Raw genomic sequence first — 16530 nt, 5'->3', positions numbered from 1 at the left:
CAGTTGAAAGGGCGCGCCCGTTGACCACGGCATTCGCGCCCGCCTCAGCCGCGAGCCTCGCGGTTCAGCTGTTCAATATGTTCCGGTTGCATGGTGATTGCTGCGGCCGCTGCCGAGGCGCGCACGGTCTCCGGGCGGGTGGCGCCGGAAAGCACGATGAGCGACGGGGACCGGGTAAGGAGCCAGGCCAGGGCGATCTGAGCCGTCGTGGCGCCGTAGTGTGCCGCCACATCCTCGATGGTGCGAGCGAGCGGGGAGCTGATGGTGCTCATACCCCGCAGTGGGGAGTAGACGAGGAAGGCGATGTCGTGGCGTTCACAGTGTGCGAGGACCTCGTCATCGCCTGGGGCGAAGAGTGAGTAGGGGTTCTGAACGGTGGCGATGGTCGCCTCGGTTCGGGCTTCGGTGAGCTGGGTCCGGTCGACGTTGGACAGGCCGATCAGGTCGATCTTCCCTTCCTGTTGGAGTTCGGCCAGGGCGCCGGCACTTTCGCTGATCGGTACGTTCGGGTCGGGCCAGTGCAGGTGATAGAGGTCGATCCGCTCGACGTCCAGGGCGCGGAGGCCGGCTTCGCAGTGGCGGCGCAGGGTCGCGGGTCGGCCGTCGACGGGGAAGGTGTCGCCGCTGCGGTAGTGGCCGCCCTTGGTGGAGATCAGCGGGCGGTCGGCCGCGGGGACGCCGCGGAGTGCGCGGGCGATGAGGCGTTCGTTGTGGTTGTCCTCGGTGGCCGTGGTGTAGGCGTGGGCGGTGTCCAGGAGCCGAATGCCCGCATCGATGGCCGTGGTGATGACATCCGCCGCTCTGGCCGGTTCGTCGGCGTGATCGAAGGTCAGGGCCGCCAGACCGAGGCCCAGCGGGTGGACCTCGGTCCGGCCGATGCGGCGTGGTGTCAGGCTCACGCCGCACGCTCCGTGACCCCGGCCGTGTCCACGAGATGCTCCCCGGCGGGGACAGAGATGGCCGACCGCCCGGGCAGCTCGATGATGCCGGTGCATCCCGGGGGCACGATGACGGTGGCGACGAGTTGGTCTCCGGTGAGCTCCCAGGACAGCGCGGCGGTGCCGTAGGGGGTCTCGTGCCGGGTGCGTGCCCAGGTGATGCCGCCGCCGGGGCGGGGGCGGTAGGTGATGGCGCGGTAGCCGGGTTCGGCCGGGGCGATGCCTCCGACGACGCGGTGCAGCCAGTCGGCGACGGCACCCAGCGCGTAGTGGTTGAAGGAGGTCATGCCGCCGGGGTTGAGGGTGCCGTCCGGGCGGAGGCTGTCCCAGCGTTCCCAGATGGTGGTGGCACCCATGGTGACCGTGTAGAGCCAGGACGGGCAGTCGGTCTGGGTCAGCAACCGGTAGGCGACATCAAGGTGGCCGGTGTCGGTGAGCGCGTCGCAGATCAGGGGGGTGCCGACGAAGCCGGTGGCGATGCGGGCGTCGTCCTCCAGGACCAGTTCGGCCAGCCGGTCGCCCGCGAACTGGCGCAGGCCTGGATCTTCGAGAAGGCCAAAGGCAAGGGCCACACAGTAGGCGGTGGGGCTGTCGCTGGTCATACGGCCGCCGGCGCGTACGTAGCGGCGGCGGAAGGCGTCGGAGACCTCGTCGGCCAGCGTCCCGTACTGGTGTGCCGCGTCCTCGTGGCCGAGAGCTCGGGCTGCCCAGGACAGGTGACGAGCGGACCAGGCGAAGTAGGCGGTCGCGATGAGGTAGCGATCGGTACGGGCACCGGCCGGGTCGTCCGGCGGGGCGATGGGGTCCAGCCAGTCGCCGAGCTGGAATCCGGTGTCCCACAGCCGACTTGATCCGGACAGGCGTTCCATCAGGTCCACCCATGCCCGTCCCATGGGGAAGTGACGGCGGAGCAGTTCGAGGTCACCATAGCGCTGGTAGAGCACCCATGGGGTGAGAGTGGCCACGTCGCCCCAGGCGGCGCGCGGTTGGATGGGGGTCCACATCGGGGCACCGGGGATGACGGGTACGTACCAGGGGATGGTGCCGTCGGGGAACTGCTCGACGGCGACGTCGTCCAGCCACGAGTCCAGCATGCCGACGCAGTCGTACAGGAAGCTCGCGGTGGGGGCGAAGACCTGGATGTCCCCGGTCCAGCCGAGGCGTTCGTCGCGCTGCGGGCAGTCGGTGGGGATGTCGACGAAATTGCCTCGCATGCTCCACAGGACGTTCTCGTGGAGCCGGTTGACCAGGGGGTCGCTGCACTCGAACCAGCCTGTGCGGACCATGTCCGTGTGGTGGACCCGCGCTGTGACGGCGTCGCCGGTCAGCTCTCCCGGCCAGCCGCTGACCTCGGCGTAGCGGAAGCCGTGCAGGGTGAAACGCGGCTCCCAGGACTGTTCTCCCGAGCCGTCCAGGATGTAGGTGTCGGTGGCGGCCGCGAGACGCAGTGGACGGGTGGCGAGCTCCCCGTCCTGGAGGACTTCGGCGTGGCGCAGGGTGACGGTGCAGCCGGCGGGGCCGTCGACGGTGATGCGCAGGCGGCCGACGAGGTTCTGCCCGAAGTCGAGGACGTACCGGCCCTCGTCCTTGGCCGTGATGGTGACGGGGTGCACTTCTTCGGTGCAGCGCACCGGCGGCCCCTTGGGGGCGACGAGGGTCCGTGGGTCACGGCTGCCGGTGGCGACGGTCCCAGGCGCCGGTCCGGTCCCCGTGCGGGGTGGACCAGCGGGGGGTCGTGCAGGCGGGCGTCGAAGGTCTCGCCGTCGTACAGGCCGCTGAAGAGGATCGGGCCGGTGGAGGCCTGCCAGGTGGGGTCGGTGGCGACGACGGTGGTGGTGCCGTCGTCGTGCGTCACTTCGAGCTGGGCGATGAGGGACTGATCGGTGCCGTAGAGGTTGCGGTGGCCGCCGTCGAAGCCGAAGCGGCCGCGGTACCAGCCGTCGGCGAGCCAGGCCCCGATGGTGTTGGCGCCTTGAGCGAGGAGCGAGGTGACGTCGTAGGTGTAGTAGCGCAGGCGCCGGCCGTACACGGTCCGGCCGGGAGCGACGGTGTCGTCACCGACCGGCGCCTGCGGCGGACCGCGGCACCGCCGTGATGCGGGCGGTCACCTCGGCCGCTGGGCTGGACGGGACTCGGCGAGTACTGGGAGTCCAGCAGCCGCACGCGCAACCACGAGATGTTCGGCTCCGTCGGCCAGTGGATGTACGAGGACCTCGCCGGAACCCAGGCCACGGCCCCCGGTTACCAGCAGATCGCCATCAGGCCGCTGATCACGGCCGGCCAGGGCATCGACAGCGCATCGACCTCCTACCGGTCCGTCAACGGCAAGATCACCTCGTCGTGGTCCCAGAACTCCTCACGGATCACCTTGAAGGTCACCGTCCCCGCCAACACCACCGCGAAGATCTACGTCCCGGCCACCGACCCGGCAGCCGTCCAGGAGAGCGGTACCGGCAAGACCTACACCGCCGCCAAGGCCCCCGGAGTCAAGCTCACCGGCACCCAGGGCGACGCGGTCGTCTACACCGTCGGCTCCGGCACCTACACCTTCACCACGTCCCAGAACCGGTAACCAACACCCGTTGCAGGGCGCTCACACGCGCAACAACTCAGTACGGCCGGGACGCGAGCGTCCCGGCCGTACGTTCGCTCGGCTACGACCATCCGTCCGGACTCACCGCACCGCCTCACACGAGATCACCGAGCCGGCGTCGATGCACCACTCCAGCGGACGCGACCGGCCCATGCGGCCCGCACACTTGCGATATCGACAGCCGGCGACGACCGACCGCGAGACGGGATGATGTCACCGTCGGATGCTGGGCCGTTCTGCCGGACCGGGATGACGTCGCCGGCCGGCCTGCCTCGCTTCGCTCCTGCGGTTACCGCAGTCTCCTGCCACCTCACCCCGTCTCGGAAATCAACGATTTAGGATAGTTCATGTCGGAATTCCGGCCGCCCTGAGCGCCGGTGTACAGGGTGCTCGGGGTGTCTTCCCTGTGACTCATACCGACATGGCGACATCGTGATCAAGACATTCCGCACTGACCTCATACCCCCCAGTGAGCGGGCGGCGTACTGGACGGAAGCCGTCCATCAAGCGATCACCCGACTGCAGATCCGACCTGACAGGGAGCGCGCGGTGCGCGGTGCCCTCTGGTCGGTCTCGCTGGGCACCATCCGCCTGCACCACGTGGAGGCGAGCCCCCAGCAGATGGCCCGCACGCGCGGGATCATCGCCAACGACTCCAGCGGCACGCTCATCGTCAGCCTGCAAGCGGCGGGCAGGAGTGTCGTGACGCAAGACGGACGGGAAACGCTTCTGTCGCCGGGGGACTTGGTACTCATCGACTCCCGACGGCCCTTCTTCCGGGACTTCCTCGGCAGTTTCCGCCAGAACATCGCGGCCGTCCCTCTCGAGATGCTGGACGTCCCCGACTCGGATCTGGCCCGCGTCACCGGCCGGGTGTTCCCCGCCACGCACCATGTCGGGGGGATCCTCGCTTCCTACGTCAGCAGGATCGCCGCGGCCGCGGAGTCCCACGCCTGCCTGTCGGGCACAAAACGGTATCTGGAGCAGGGAATGGTCGACGTGCTCACCGCGCTGGTCGCACATGAAGGGCGGCTCGGCGCGGATGTCTCACCGACCGCTGAGGAAACGCTGCGGCTGCTGATCCGCGAATACATCAGGAACCACTTGAACCGGCCCGACCTGTCCGTGACCGTGATCGCGGCCGCACACCACGTCTCCGTACGCTACCTGCACAAATTGTTCGAGGGCGAGGCCATGAGCGTCAGCCGGTGGATCCACCATCAACGCCTCGAGGCCTGCCGCGAAGACCTCTCACGCCCCGATCTGGCGGGCGTGCCGGTGGCGACGATCGCGCAGCGATGGGGCTTCGGCAGCCCCGCGCACTTCAGCCGGGCCTTCCGCGCCACGTACGGCATCTCCCCGGTCGAGTGGCGCCGTATGACCAGGAACGAGAAATCCGGACCGCATCGGCGATGACTCCGCGGCTGCTCCGCTCGGCATCACCGCCACGGCACGGACCCGGCGTCGTCATCCGACGGATCCGGGCCCGCGGGGCGGGGGAGCATCGGCCCGCCACCTTCCAGATGGCGGGCCAGCGCGATCATCGCGAGGTCGTCGGCCGGCAGGGCGCCGCAATGCGCGACGATGTCGTCCAAAATCTCCGCCAGGACGTTGTGGAGGTGACCTTCGCAGCACCGGCGCCGGTCGTGCCATGTCCACGTGGCGGCACGTTCGAGCAACGGAAAGCAGACCCCACTGCAGTCACGAGCCTCGATGAGCCCATCCGTGTACAGCAACAGCGTGTCTTGCGGGCCGAGTTCAAAGACGCTCTCGCTGGAGCCGGCGTCACACAGCGTGGTCAGCCCGAGCGGGAGGCAAGGCGTCCCGGCGAGCAACACCGGCTCTCCCCGACGTGCCCGCACCGGGGGTGGATGCCCGAAGCTGACCATGCGGACGACCGACTCCCCGTCGGGCACTTCCAGAATCAGCACGGTCGCGAAGTCCTCACCCACGTCGGAGCGGGTGCCGTCGTCGGCGTCGGCAAGGTGCCGGAGGTAACTCTCCTCCAGGCGGCAGGACACCTCCGTCAGGGAGACCGCCTGCGGTGCCCACTCACGGAAGGCCCCGAGGATGGCGATGACGTCGAGGAACGAGGGAAGTCCGCTCCCTCGTACGTCACCGATGATGATGCGGGTCGCCGTGTCGGACCGGGCGACCGCGTAGAGATCCCCACCCACTCGAGCGGGTCCACCACGAGCACGGTAGACGGAAGCGAGGTGCAGGCCGCCGATGCGCGGGGGCAGCGGCCGCAGCAGGACACGCTCCACGGCGTCGGACACGGCACGTGCACCCGCCACCCGTCGGCGGTACAGGCGCAGGAGCCGGCCGCATGCCACGGCCGCTGCCGGCGCGGTGACCAGTTGCACGACGTCACAGGCGACCCTCAGACGGAAGCACAACGACACCGCCGCACAGATCGTCAGGACACTCAGCAGTGAACCCGCGACGAGCACGAGCTGTTCGACGGAACTCTCCGCACATTGCTCAAGATCGGCCATGCTGCCCACTCCTTCCATCGCGCACGTCCGGACGGCCGGGCAGCGGCGGCCGCCGTGGCCGGCCGCTCACCGGAGGTCCGGAGAGGGACGAGCCCCGACCGTAAGAGAGTCGGACCCACGGATGTTGCGCGGTTGCGCACGACCTGTTGACCGAGCGCGCATACCGAACCGGGCGCGCGCCGGATGCCGGACCGTTGCCCAGACTGGGGTGCCGCCGACGGGGCGGCCGGTGGGCTCTCCGACGCCGGTCGGCCCGCCTGCCCAGCTGCGGGCCGACATGCACCGCCCACACCGGGAGCTCCCCGTCGCTGGAGCCTGAGTGTCCGGCCGCACGGCGGGCGGAGGGGCGGTGTCAGACCTGTGCGCGAGGATGCGAGGCATGACGACAGTAATGCCCGCTCCGTTCGCCGACCGCGCCGCGTATCACTCCGCCGTCGAGGAGGCACTGGCGGCGTGCGCCGCCTACTACGGCGACGGGACCAGCCCGCTCGACGATGCCGCCTACGACGTCCTGGCCGGCCGCATCCGGGCCTACGAGCTGGAGCACCCCGGCGACGTCCGGGAGGACTCCCCCACCGGCAAGGTCGGCGGCGGCGCGGCCCCCACCGGCGACGTCGCCCACACGGTGCCGATGTTGTCGTTGGACAACGTCTTCAGCGGCGAGGAACTCGCCAAGTGGGACGCCTCGCTCACGCGACGCCTCGGCGCCCCGGCGGCAGGTGGTTACGTCGCGGAACCCAAGCTGGACGGCGCCGCGATCGCCGCCCGCTACGTGGACGGGCGCCTGGTCCAGCTCGTCACCCGCGGCGACGGAGCCTTCGGCGAGGACATCTCGCACGCGATCGGCTCCATCGTCGGTCTTCCGCGGGACTTGAGCACACTCGCCACGTTCGAGGTCCGCGGCGAGGTCCTTCTGACCCGGGAGCAGTTCCTGGCGGCCAACGCGATCCGGCAGGCTCACGGGGCGAAGGTCTTCTCCAACCCCCGCAACGGCACGGCCGGCACGCTGCGGGCCAAGGACAGGCCGTACGTCATCGAGACGACGTTCTACGCCTACGGCGTGGTCGGGCCGGCCGGCGACACGTACGAAGAGATGATGGCTGCGGTCGCCGCCACCGGGGTGCAGACCACGGCGGCAACTGCCGCGGGTCTGCGGGTGCTCGCCACCGTGGCGGAAGTCCAGCAGCGCGTCGAGGAGATCGCGGCCCTGCGCGCGGAGCTTCCCTTCCACATCGACGGCGTCGTCATCAAGGCCAACGCGGTCGCCGAGCAGGAGAAAGCCGGACTCGCCACCCGCCATCCGCACTGGGCGACGGCCTACAAGCTGCCCCCGACCGTGTCACGGTCCAAACTCCTGGCCGTGGAATGGAACGTCGGCCGCACCGGCGTCATCGCCCCACGGGCCGTGCTGGAGCCGGTTGAGGTGGACGGCAGTGTCGTGCAGTACGCGACGCTGCACAACCCACGGTTCATCCGCGACAGCGGTCTCATGATCGGCGACACGGTCGGGGTGTTCAAAGCGGGCGACATCATCCCGCGCGTGGAAGCCCCGGTGGTGGAACTCCGCACCGGCGAGGAGACGCCGATCGTGCTGCCCGACGCCTGTCCGAAGTGCGGCGGCGAGATCGACAGTTCGGGTGAGCGGTGGGAGTGCGCGAGCGGCGCCGGCGGGGGCTGCGGGCTGCTCGCCGCCCTGCGGTATGCCGTCGGCCGCGACCAGCTCGACATCGACGGCCTGGGCGTCACCTACATCGAGGCCATGGTCGACAGCGGCGCGGTCGCCGACGTCGGCGACCTGTTCACCCTCAGCCGCGAGCAGTTGATCGACGCCACCCGCAGCGAAAAGCGGGCCGACACCGTGCTGGCCCAGATCGAGGCGGCCAAGACCAAACCTCTCAACCGTGTCTTCTGCGCTCTCGGTGTGGTCCGCACCGGCCGCACGCTGTCACGGGAGATCGCACGGTACTTCGGCACCATGGACGCGATCCGCGCAGCGGACGCCGATGCTCTCGCCGCGGTGCCGAAGCTGCCGGGCGCCAACTCCGCGAAAATCGCCGCGCACATCAACGCGTTGGGGCCGGTCATCGACAAGCTCGTCGGCGCGGGCGTGAACATGGCCGAGCCCATCGTTGCCACCGCGGAGGGCGGCCCGCTCACCGGCGAGGTCGTGGTGATCACCGGTGGGATGCACGGCCCGTTGTCGGGACGGAACCGCACCGAGATGAACGACCTCGTCAGCCAGGCCGGTGGTACCTCGTCCGGCACCGTGTCGAGGAAGACGACCATCCTGGTGGCCGGCGAGGGAGCCGGATCGAAGCTCAAAAAGGCTCAAGAGCTCGGTACCAGGGTCCTCAACGAGGTGGAGTTCGCGGACCTCATAGCCGACTACCTCACGTAGGTCGGGGGCCGGTACACCTGCTGACGGGCTTCAGCGCGGGCCGAGTCGCCACAAGGCAGATGAGACGGACACCGGATTCATCGTCCCCGGCAGTCGCGCAGTCGCGCAGGCCGTCCGGCCTCAGCAGGCCGATGCCGGGGCGGACCTCCAGGGCTCGCGAGCGTGTTCGATCGCGCTCGCCTTCACGACTGCGGTGGCCTTTTCAGCCGGCTGTGCGCGAGCCGGGCTGAGGAAGACCTCGGCCATAGGCGGGCGGCGATGGCCGGTTGACACTCCCGGCCCCACTGATGACTCGGGCCCACACCGCATCGTGTGCGTCTGCGGCCGACACGAAGTCCTCCCGGTCGACGCCATCGCGCTGTCGCCTTCCATGATCTGCGCTAGCACAGCCGTGGGCGCGCCGGTGGTGCTTCCGTGCGCCCCATCCCTCATTCGGGTGGTGAATGGCATCATTGCTGCTCATGACGCCCGGGCCTGCCTTCCGTCTCGCACGTGCCGCGGTGTTCGCGGCCGTGTGTGTCGCGGTGACGGGTCTTGGACATGCGCTGATGTCGCGGTCGGTTCCGGGCTGGGCGGTGGGGTACGCATTCGCCGCGACGACCGCCGGCGCGTGGTGGCTCGCGGGTCGGCGTGAGCGCGGCGCGGCAGTGGTGACGGTCGCGACCGTGGTGACCCAATGCGCCTTGCACGGCTGGTTCCGCCTCGCCCAGGCCTTCGCCGCCGCTCCGTCGGGTGTCGGGGACGGTGCTGTCGGCCATCAGGTTGCGGGCTCCGCGGAAGCGATGCCCATGAGCAGCGCCGCGATGAGTGGCTGGTCGCCTGGCATGTTCGGCGCGCACGCCCTCGCGGCGGTGCTGTGCGGCCTGTGGCTGTGGCGCGGTGAGGCTGCTGCCTTCCGGCTGGGCCGTTCCTTGGCCGCGTTCGTCTTCACTCCATTGCGCGGGGCCTTCCTCGTCCATGTCGTCGTCAGCCCACCGGCCCCGGCGACGCGAGTGTCCCTTCACGCCCCCTCGCGGCTGTCTCAGCAGGCGGCCCTGTGGCACGGCGTCACACGGCGCGGCCCGCCGCGGCCGGCGATGTGCTCCTGACCGTCCGTCTCGCTGACATGCGATGACGGGCGCAGTGCGGTGTGCCCGCACGCCGTACCGCCGTTGAGGCGGACACCATCGTCGGCTTCGTGAGCGCCCGCGTCCTGTGCGCCGGGCGCCGATTGGGGATGCACCCATGTCATCGACACAAGAAGAAGCGTCAAGAGACAACGCCCTCATAGCGGCATCGGCTGCTCCGGGAAGCGGTCCGGAACAACGGGGCCGATCGTGGAAGGGGGTACGGGCGCTGCTCGTGCGGTTGCACTTCCACGCGGGTGTGTTCGTCGCCCCGTTCCTGCTGGTGGCCGCTCTGACGGGCCTGGCCTACACCTTCACACCCCAGCTCGACCAGCTCGTGTACGGCGATCAGCTCGGCGTGGCGAAGGTGGGGGACGCAACGCGCCCGCTCGCGGAACAGATCGCCGCGGCCCGGAAGTCCCACCCTGAGGGCACCTTGTCCTCGGTGATCACGCCGCCCGGGCCGGAGGACACCACGCGGGTGGTCCTGTCGCTGCCGGAACTGGGCGAGAACCAGCGCACGGTGTTCGTCGACCCCTACACCGCCGAGGTCAAGGGGGCGCTGACCACGTGGTACGGCTCCACCCCGCTGACGACGTGGCTGGACGACCTGCACCGCAATCTGCACCTGGGCGAGACCGGCCGCCTCTATTCGGAGGTTGCCGCCAGCTGGCTGTGGGTGATCGTCGCCGGAGGGCTCGTCCTGTGGCTCGGACGCGCCCGCGGGCAGCGCGCCAAGTCGGCACGCGGTGTGCTGCTGCCCGACCGCTCCGCAGGCGGAGTGCGGCGTACGCGCAGTTGGCACGCCGCCACCGGCGTATGGCTCGCCGTCGGTCTGCTCGGTCTCAGCGCCACCGGCCTGACCTGGTCCCACTACGCCGGTGCCCGGTTCGGGGAATTGCTGAACGCGGCGAAGGGGCACGCGCCCGCGCTGGTCACCGCCCTGCCCGGCGGTACCGGCGCCGGCAAGGGCGAGCCTGCGGGGCACGCCGGACACGGCACGGGCGCCGGCGCGGCGACGGCCGACCCCGCAGCCTTCGACGCGGTCCTCACGGTCGCCCGCGAGGCCGGCCTCGGTGGCCGGGTGGAGCTGACGCCGCCCGCCGATGCGACGAGTGCGTGGACCGTGGCGCAGGACGACGACCTCTGGCCGGTCCACTACGACCAGGTAGCCGTCGACGCCGCCAAGGGCAAGGTCACCTCGGAGAGCCGTTGGGCCGACTACCCGGTCCTGGCCAAGCTCAGCAAACTCGGCGTCCAGGGCCACATGGGCCTGCTGTTCGGCATCGTCAACCAGATCCTGCTGGCGCTGATCGCGGTCGGCCTGATCTCCGTCATCGTGTGGGGCTACCGCATGTGGTGGCAGCGCCGCCCCACGCGTGACGGCCGCACGGCGGCCCTCGGGAAGGCCCCCGCACGAGGAACGTGGCGACAACTCCCGCTGCCGGTGCTGATCATCGGCGTCCCGGCCGTCGCCGCGCTCGGCTGGGCCCTGCCCCTGCTGGGCATCACGCTGATCGCGTTCCTCTTCTACGACATCGTGTTCGGGCTCTACTTGCGGCGTCCCGCCGCCTGACGTCGCGGCAGAAGAGGGGACGGGGGCTGCCTCCGGTCGGGCACACCACTGTGCCCGACCGGAGGCCACCGAAAGAACGTCAGACGCTCCCCGCAGTTCGCGCCGCCCAGCGATCCTCGACCTTGGCGACGCGCCAGTACGCGATCGCGACGGCCCACACGACGACGAAGAGGCCAACGATCACGTAGCCGACGTTGTCGAGATCGAGGCCGGCGACCCAGCCGGTGAGCCCGTCCGTCATGTCGAGCTTGTCGTGCAGGACCCCGACCAGTTCGATGGTGCCGATGACGAAGGCGACGGCGATGGACAGACCGGTGATGGTGAGGTTGTAGTAGACCTTGCGCACGGGGTTGGAGAACGCCCACTGGTAGGCGAAGTTCATGAAGGTCCCGTCGAGGGTGTCGAACAGGCTCATCCCGGCGGCGAACAGCAGCGGCAGGCACAGGATCGCGTACCAGGGCAGACCGGCGGCGGCTCCGCTGCCCGCCATCACCATCAGCGCGACCTCGGTGGCGGTGTCGAACCCGAGCCCGAAGAGGAAGCCGAGTGGGTACATCTGCCCGGGACGGGTGATGGAGCGGGTGAGCCTGCCGAGTACGCGGTTCATGAACCCCCTGGATTCCAGGTGGGTTTCGAGCTCCCGTTCGTCGAAGAAGCCCGTACGCATCTTCTTGAAGACCCGCAGTATGCCCAGTAGGGCGACGAGGTTCAGCAGGGCGATGAGATAGAGGAACGTGCCGGAAACGGTGGTTCCGACCACACCCAGCGCCTGGTGCGTTCCGGAGTCCTCGTCCGCCAGGGTGCCTGCCAGACGGGCACCGCCGGCGACGAGCGCCGCCAGGGCCACCACGACGCTGGAGTGCCCGAGGGCGAACCAGAAGCCCACGGAGACCGGGCGTTTGCCGTCCGCCATGAGCTTGCGCGTGGTGTTGTCGATGGCGGCGATGTGGTCGGCGTCGAAGGCGTGCCGCATTCCCAGGGTGTAGGCGGTGATACCGAGGCCGAGACCGAAAGCCTCGGAACCGACCCGGTAGTCGTTCGGTATCACCAGCAGGAACAGCACACCGAAAGCGACGACGTGCAATGCGGCGATCACGGCCATCAGGCCCGCGGTGCGGAGCGTGTCCTCGCGCCGCCAGCGGAACGGGCCGGCGAACGGGGCAGATGGGGGCAGGGTCATGCGGTCACGCTCCAGCACCTCGTGGATCAACTCGTGAGATGCCGCGGCCGGTCTCCTGGCTTACGGGCGAAGCGCGCCCGCCCCTGCCTTCCCGGCCTGTGAGGACCAGTGGCACCGCCGAAGCGGGAGGGGGCGGGAACTACCCGATCACAGTGGCGAGGGCCGCCCCGGACTGAGCCTTCCATCGGCTGTCACCGGTCTTCCCGAGCACCACGGCGCCATCACCCTAGGAGCGCGGGCACTCCGCCTGCAAGGCTGCACAGGTGCAGAGACGCACAGGTATTCAAGATCACATCCCGGGCTGCCAGGATGGCGCCCATGCACCTTGTTCCCGCCGAGCGGGCGGGCCACCGAACCATCGACGGCCACCGTGTCTGCGACGCTGTCGCCGCCATTGGAGAACCTGGGCATGTGCGGGCCTGGGCGGATCGCTTCTCGCTGCTCGCCGATCCAGGCCGTCTCGCGCTGCTGCTGGCTCTCCGGACGGCGGGGCCGATCGCGGTCACGGACCTGGCGGTCGCCACGGGCATGACGGACACGGCGGTCTCCCAGGCCCTGCGGCTGCTGCGGGCCGCCGGCATCGTCACCGGTGACCGGCAGGGCCGGATCGTCCGCTACCGCATCGTGGACGAGATGACCGGGCAACTGCTGGGACACTGCGCGGCGCCTCAAGGAGACGGGGCCGCCGACATGTGACGTTCCCATCGCCCGCCGGTCGACGATGAGCTGGTTGACACCCGGCGCCCGCGAGACGCCTTTGACGGGTGAACGAGAGCCTGCGGCGACATGGTGGACCGGGGTCGGGACGGGCAGGTGAGCCCGGCGGGCCCGCTTGCCCCGCACACCGTGCGAGCGGGGCCGGACGCGCGGGAGCCGTCAGGCGCCGGAGGCGGTCTACGCGGCGGTGAGGCATGCCCCAATGCCTCTACACCGATCGCGCACTCCTGCCCAACTTGTCCACGTGTCCTTTCCCGTGTTCGATCCCACACCTGCTTGAGGTCGGTCCGTGGGAGGAAAGGGTCAAGAGTGGGACGGCGGCCAGCTACCTCGTCTTGAATTCGACCTTGCCTGCGCTCATCCGAAAACTGCCACTGGAGTACAGCATCGGCCGGGCCTCCACGTGATTCCCGCTGTACTTCTCAACATGCCGAATCTCAATGCCACCAGGGGCGGTGAAGTCGATCAACGCAATAGCAACCCAGTAAGACAGGTTGCGATTATTGAACAGCGGTACTGTGACAGTCGAGCCCCGCCCATCGGTTACAACTGCCCGGGCACCATACGACTTGAACGAGCCGACACCATTCTCAACCGCACTGTACGCGCAGATGAGAACATATCCCTGCAGGTCGGGACGCCGGATCGTGATGGTCTCCCGCCCCGGCCTCCGGGAATCGCCATCTAGGGCGATGAATGGCGGAGCCATGAGCGATCCCAAATTCCGGTAATAAATCACCTGTTCGGATTTGCTCGGCTTGGCACCCTTGGGCGTCACCAGACTCCGCGGAACATGCAACGCGTAGAGATCCAGATCGGCCCCGGCCCTCCGTCTGGCATCACTGCCTCCGTTCCATTCGAGCATGGCCGTTACAGCGAGGCTTGGATCTTCCTTTCTCATGTTGATCGTTGCCTGGCCACCCTTGGTGAGCACAACCCGTCCCAGAGGGCCCGGCGGGGGCAGCGGTGTCACCGGCGGCCGTTGCAGTGCAGCGGACGGAACGGCAGGGGCGCGAACCGGCTGGGCACTTGTCGCATGGTGCGACGTGCTCGGCGACTCAGGTGGCGTTGCAGCCACAGCGGCCGAGGCGGGGCCAGGGTCGTCCACGACGATCCCGAAATCCCCGGCCAGACCCGCCAACCCGGTGTCCCAGCCCTGCCCCACGGCACGAACCTTCCAGGAGCCGGCACGGCGGTAGAACTCGACCACAACCGCGACCGTCTCCCGGTTTGCGAGGGGCGGTGGCGCAAACATAATGCGGCCGTCTCCGCAGTCGACCACCGCGCGCGGGGTACTGCTCGCATCGAAGTGCGGAGCCGAACATTGCGGGTCAATGCTGGCCACTACAGCGATTCGATCAACTGAGCCGGGTACCGCAGCCAGGTCAGCAGCGATGGTTTGACCTGCAAGACTCACACCGTCCTGAGAGCGGTGGTTGTAGAAGACCAGGTCCTCATCTGTCCGCACTTTGCCATCCTGGGCCAAGAGAACAGCTGAAACATCAATGCCCGTCGTCGGCGTAGTGACGGTGACTTGGCAGGTGTTGCCCAGCAAGGGAGCATTCCCGCCCTTAGTGAGGTTCGTGATCATTCGTGGCCTCCCAGAGTGCTTCACCCATGGTGGTCCGTAGAGCCGATTCGCGCCGGGAAACGGCTGATGTTCCTCGACTGAATCCACGTACCGAGGGGCAACCGGTGGCGGTGTGCCTGAGGGCCGTTGCGGCTAGGACGCGAGCGTGGCCTGCAAGCTTCCGCAGCAGTAGGGCCTCAGCGCTGTCCCGTATAAGCATGTGACCTGTGGTTTTGCCGGACGGGACGGTCGCTGGGTGGAGCCGAAGCGATTGGACAAGTGCCCGTTGCACGGGGCCGGGGCGCGTCCTGATTACCTGGTCGGGCGGCGTCTCGAACGAGTGCTTGCGTCGTGGCACTTGTACAGCACGGTGCCCCTGACCGGCCCGCTGGATCTGTGGCTGATCGACAGCGAGGAGGCCGCCACCCACGTGACGCCGGGATCGGACTGGTGCCTGATCGTAGAGACATCAGCCCCCAGTGAGGGATACGAGATGGCGGAGTCCGGCCGCGTCGAGGTGGCGCCGATTCACAGCGAGGCCCCGTTCGCAGACCATCTCGGTGAGACGATCTTGGGGGTACACAACGAAGCGGACCCGGATACCGGCCGGCGCGCGCTTGAGCTCACCTTCGAGGCCGGCCGTGTCCGGTGCGAGACCTGGTCCGGGGATCTGCGACTGTCCAGCAAGTGATCAGTGCACCAGTACCGGCGGAAACCGTGTGAGGATCCCGCAGAGACGGCGTACACCGCGCCGTGGTCGGCATCGCACGGATGCACAACCCCCTCCTCGCCGCGTGAGTCGTCCGTCTGGAAGGCGGCACTCGCGGCCCACCCTGCCGAAGATCCTTTACGGGACAGCCCTCAGAAGGCGTCCGCCACCGCAGGGGCCGCCTACAGTCGTCGGATGCGCATCGTCTCCCTGCTCCCGGCCGCGACCGACATCGTGGCCGAACTCGGCCTGGCCGCGCAGTTGGCCGGGCGGACACACGAGTGCGACTGGCCGCCCGAGGCAGTTGCCTCCGTACCCGTCGTCACCGGTGCCGCCTTTACGCCGGACGACATGAGCAGCAGGGAGATCTCGGACGCCGTCGGAGGCGCCGCTCACTCCGGCTCCTCCCTCTACACCCTGGACAGCGCGGCGTTGGCGGCCGCCGAGCCCGACGTCGTGCTCACCCAGGACCTCTGCGAGGTCTGTGCCGTCTCCTATCAGCGGGTGAGCCAGGCGGTACGCGTCATGGACACCGGCACCCGGGTTCTGAGCCTGGAACCACGGACCCTGGGCGACGTGCTGGACTGCCTGGTCACGGTCGGCGATGTGCTCGGCGTCCGCGACCGGGCCGAAAGACGCCAGGCCGAACTTCGGCACCGCCTGGACCGGTGTCGCGCCTGACAGCCGATCGGCCGCGCCCTCGTGTCGTGGCGATCGAGTGGCTCGACCCCTTGTGGCCGGCGGGCCACTGGGTGCCGGAGCAGATCAGCCACGCCGGAGGCGAGGCCCTGCTGGCAGCACCCGGCGAGCACACCAAGCCCATGACCTGGGAAGCGGTCGTCGCGGCACGCCCCGATGTCGTCCTGGCCCTGCCGTGCGGCTTCTCGCCTGAGCGGACGCTGCGCGAACGAGAAGCGCTGACGGTGCTGCCTGGCTGGGCGGATCTGCCCGCCGTCCGGGCCGGCAGGGTGTGGGTTCTGGACGGCCCGGCCTACTTCAACCGCCCCGGCCCTCGCGTGGTGCGCGGTGCGGAAGTGCTCGCCCATGTGCTGCACGGCGTGCAGGCCGGGGCCGCGGTGACGTCGGCGGAGGCGCGGCCGTTCTAGACCCGTACTTCGCGGGTCGTTGATTCGTATGGTGTGACCGGTCCGGGAGTGTCCTGGGCCGGTCGTATGGCGTTGGTCGGGGTGTGTCGATGATTTCCCGGTCCCCGCGGCCACGGTCTGAGCGTCAGCGCCTTGAAGT

General features: G+C 69.1%; 14 protein-coding genes, 1 pseudogene and 1 riboswitch. Of the genes and pseudogenes, 9 read left to right on the top strand and 6 right to left on the bottom strand.

The features are described from left to right. Nucleotides 1–44 precede the first annotated feature (44 nt). The 3 genes and pseudogenes from ABZ883_RS20540 to ABZ883_RS20530 all read right to left on the bottom strand — a co-directional run. Entirely contained in the window at nucleotides 45–899 is an 855-nt protein-coding gene (locus ABZ883_RS20540; protein WP_360907891.1) for an aldo/keto reductase, read from the bottom strand. Beyond that, on the bottom strand, nucleotides 896–2569 hold the full coding sequence (locus ABZ883_RS20535) for a family 78 glycoside hydrolase catalytic domain (RefSeq protein ID WP_360907889.1): 1674 nt from the start codon (nucleotides 2567–2569) through the stop codon (nucleotides 896–898). The genes ABZ883_RS20540 and ABZ883_RS20535 overlap by 4 nt, the downstream gene beginning before the upstream one ends. Nucleotides 2570–2733: 164 nt before the next feature. Continuing rightward, a pseudogene (locus ABZ883_RS20530) lies at nucleotides 2734–2967 on the bottom strand (alpha-L-rhamnosidase N-terminal domain-containing protein); the annotation flags it as partial. A gap of 147 nt (nucleotides 2968–3114) precedes the next feature. Between ABZ883_RS20530 and ABZ883_RS20525 the strand changes: the two are divergent. Together ABZ883_RS20525 and ABZ883_RS20520 are read left to right on the top strand one after the other, a co-directional pair. Continuing rightward, entirely contained in the window at nucleotides 3115–3510 is a 396-nt protein-coding gene (locus ABZ883_RS20525; protein WP_360907887.1) for an alpha-L-rhamnosidase C-terminal domain-containing protein, read from the top strand. A gap of 453 nt (nucleotides 3511–3963) precedes the next feature. After that, entirely contained in the window at nucleotides 3964–4947 is a 984-nt protein-coding gene (locus tag ABZ883_RS20520) for a helix-turn-helix domain-containing protein (RefSeq protein WP_360907885.1), read from the top strand. A 23-nt stretch (nucleotides 4948–4970) separates the two neighbouring features. Here the strand turns inward: ABZ883_RS20520 and ABZ883_RS20515 are convergent, their stop codons facing one another. Then, nucleotides 4971–6029, bottom strand: a complete 1059-nt coding sequence (locus ABZ883_RS20515; RefSeq protein ID WP_360907883.1) for a PP2C family protein-serine/threonine phosphatase — start codon at nucleotides 6027–6029, stop codon at nucleotides 4971–4973. Between the two features lie 379 nt (nucleotides 6030–6408). Here ABZ883_RS20515 and ligA point away from each other — a divergent pair, with 379 nt between their 5' ends. From ligA to ABZ883_RS20500, 3 genes are all read left to right on the top strand, one after another. Further along, nucleotides 6409–8427, top strand: a complete 2019-nt coding sequence (ligA, locus tag ABZ883_RS20510) for an NAD-dependent DNA ligase LigA (protein ID WP_360907881.1) — start codon at nucleotides 6409–6411, stop codon at nucleotides 8425–8427. A 500-nt stretch (nucleotides 8428–8927) separates the two neighbouring features. Further along, nucleotides 8928–9515, top strand: a complete 588-nt coding sequence (locus tag ABZ883_RS20505; RefSeq protein WP_360907879.1) for a hypothetical protein — start codon at nucleotides 8928–8930, stop codon at nucleotides 9513–9515. A 136-nt stretch (nucleotides 9516–9651) separates the two neighbouring features. Further along, a complete protein-coding gene (locus ABZ883_RS20500; RefSeq protein ID WP_360907878.1) occupies nucleotides 9652–11109 on the top strand; it encodes a PepSY domain-containing protein in 1458 nt (485 codons plus the stop codon). 79 nt (nucleotides 11110–11188) lie between these two features. Here ABZ883_RS20500 and ABZ883_RS20495 read toward each other — a convergent pair whose 3' ends face one another. Next, nucleotides 11189–12289 carry a HoxN/HupN/NixA family nickel/cobalt transporter gene (locus ABZ883_RS20495; RefSeq protein WP_360907876.1) on the bottom strand — a complete coding sequence of 367 codons (1101 nt, stop codon included), beginning with the start codon at nucleotides 12287–12289 and terminating at the stop codon, nucleotides 11189–11191. Nucleotides 12290–12316: 27 nt separating this feature from the next. Continuing rightward, nucleotides 12317–12519: riboswitch (cobalamin riboswitch) on the bottom strand. A gap of 88 nt (nucleotides 12520–12607) precedes the next feature. Between ABZ883_RS20495 and ABZ883_RS20490 the strand changes: the two genes are divergently transcribed. Next, on the top strand, nucleotides 12608–12985 hold the full coding sequence (locus tag ABZ883_RS20490; protein ID WP_360907874.1) for a metalloregulator ArsR/SmtB family transcription factor: 378 nt from the start codon (nucleotides 12608–12610) through the stop codon (nucleotides 12983–12985). Between the two features lie 346 nt (nucleotides 12986–13331). Here the strand turns inward: ABZ883_RS20490 and ABZ883_RS20485 are convergent, their stop codons facing one another. After that, entirely contained in the window at nucleotides 13332–14597 is a 1266-nt protein-coding gene (locus ABZ883_RS20485) for a TerD family protein (protein WP_360907872.1), read from the bottom strand. Nucleotides 14598–14832: 235 nt separating this feature from the next. Between ABZ883_RS20485 and ABZ883_RS20480 the strand changes: the two genes are divergently transcribed. The 3 genes from ABZ883_RS20480 to ABZ883_RS20470 all read left to right on the top strand — a co-directional run bounded on the left by ABZ883_RS20480 (nucleotide 14833) and on the right by ABZ883_RS20470 (nucleotide 16391). Continuing rightward, the gene (locus ABZ883_RS20480; protein ID WP_360907870.1) at nucleotides 14833–15267 is read left to right on the top strand and encodes a hypothetical protein; all 435 of its coding nucleotides are present in this window, start codon (nucleotides 14833–14835) and stop codon (nucleotides 15265–15267) included. A gap of 213 nt (nucleotides 15268–15480) precedes the next feature. After that, nucleotides 15481–15966: a hypothetical protein gene (locus ABZ883_RS20475; RefSeq protein ID WP_360907868.1), complete on the top strand. Its 486-nt coding sequence runs from the start codon at nucleotides 15481–15483 to the stop codon at nucleotides 15964–15966. A 26-nt stretch (nucleotides 15967–15992) separates the two neighbouring features. Continuing rightward, a complete protein-coding gene (locus ABZ883_RS20470; RefSeq protein WP_360907866.1) occupies nucleotides 15993–16391 on the top strand; it encodes an ABC transporter substrate-binding protein in 399 nt (132 codons plus the stop codon). Nucleotides 16392–16530: the final 139 nt, after the last annotated feature.

The sequence above is a fragment of the Streptomyces sp. NPDC046977 genome, from assembly GCF_040644455.1.
In the GTDB taxonomy this organism is placed as follows: domain Bacteria; phylum Actinomycetota; class Actinomycetes; order Streptomycetales; family Streptomycetaceae; genus Actinacidiphila.
This window is presented reverse-complemented; position numbering and strand designations above follow the sequence as displayed.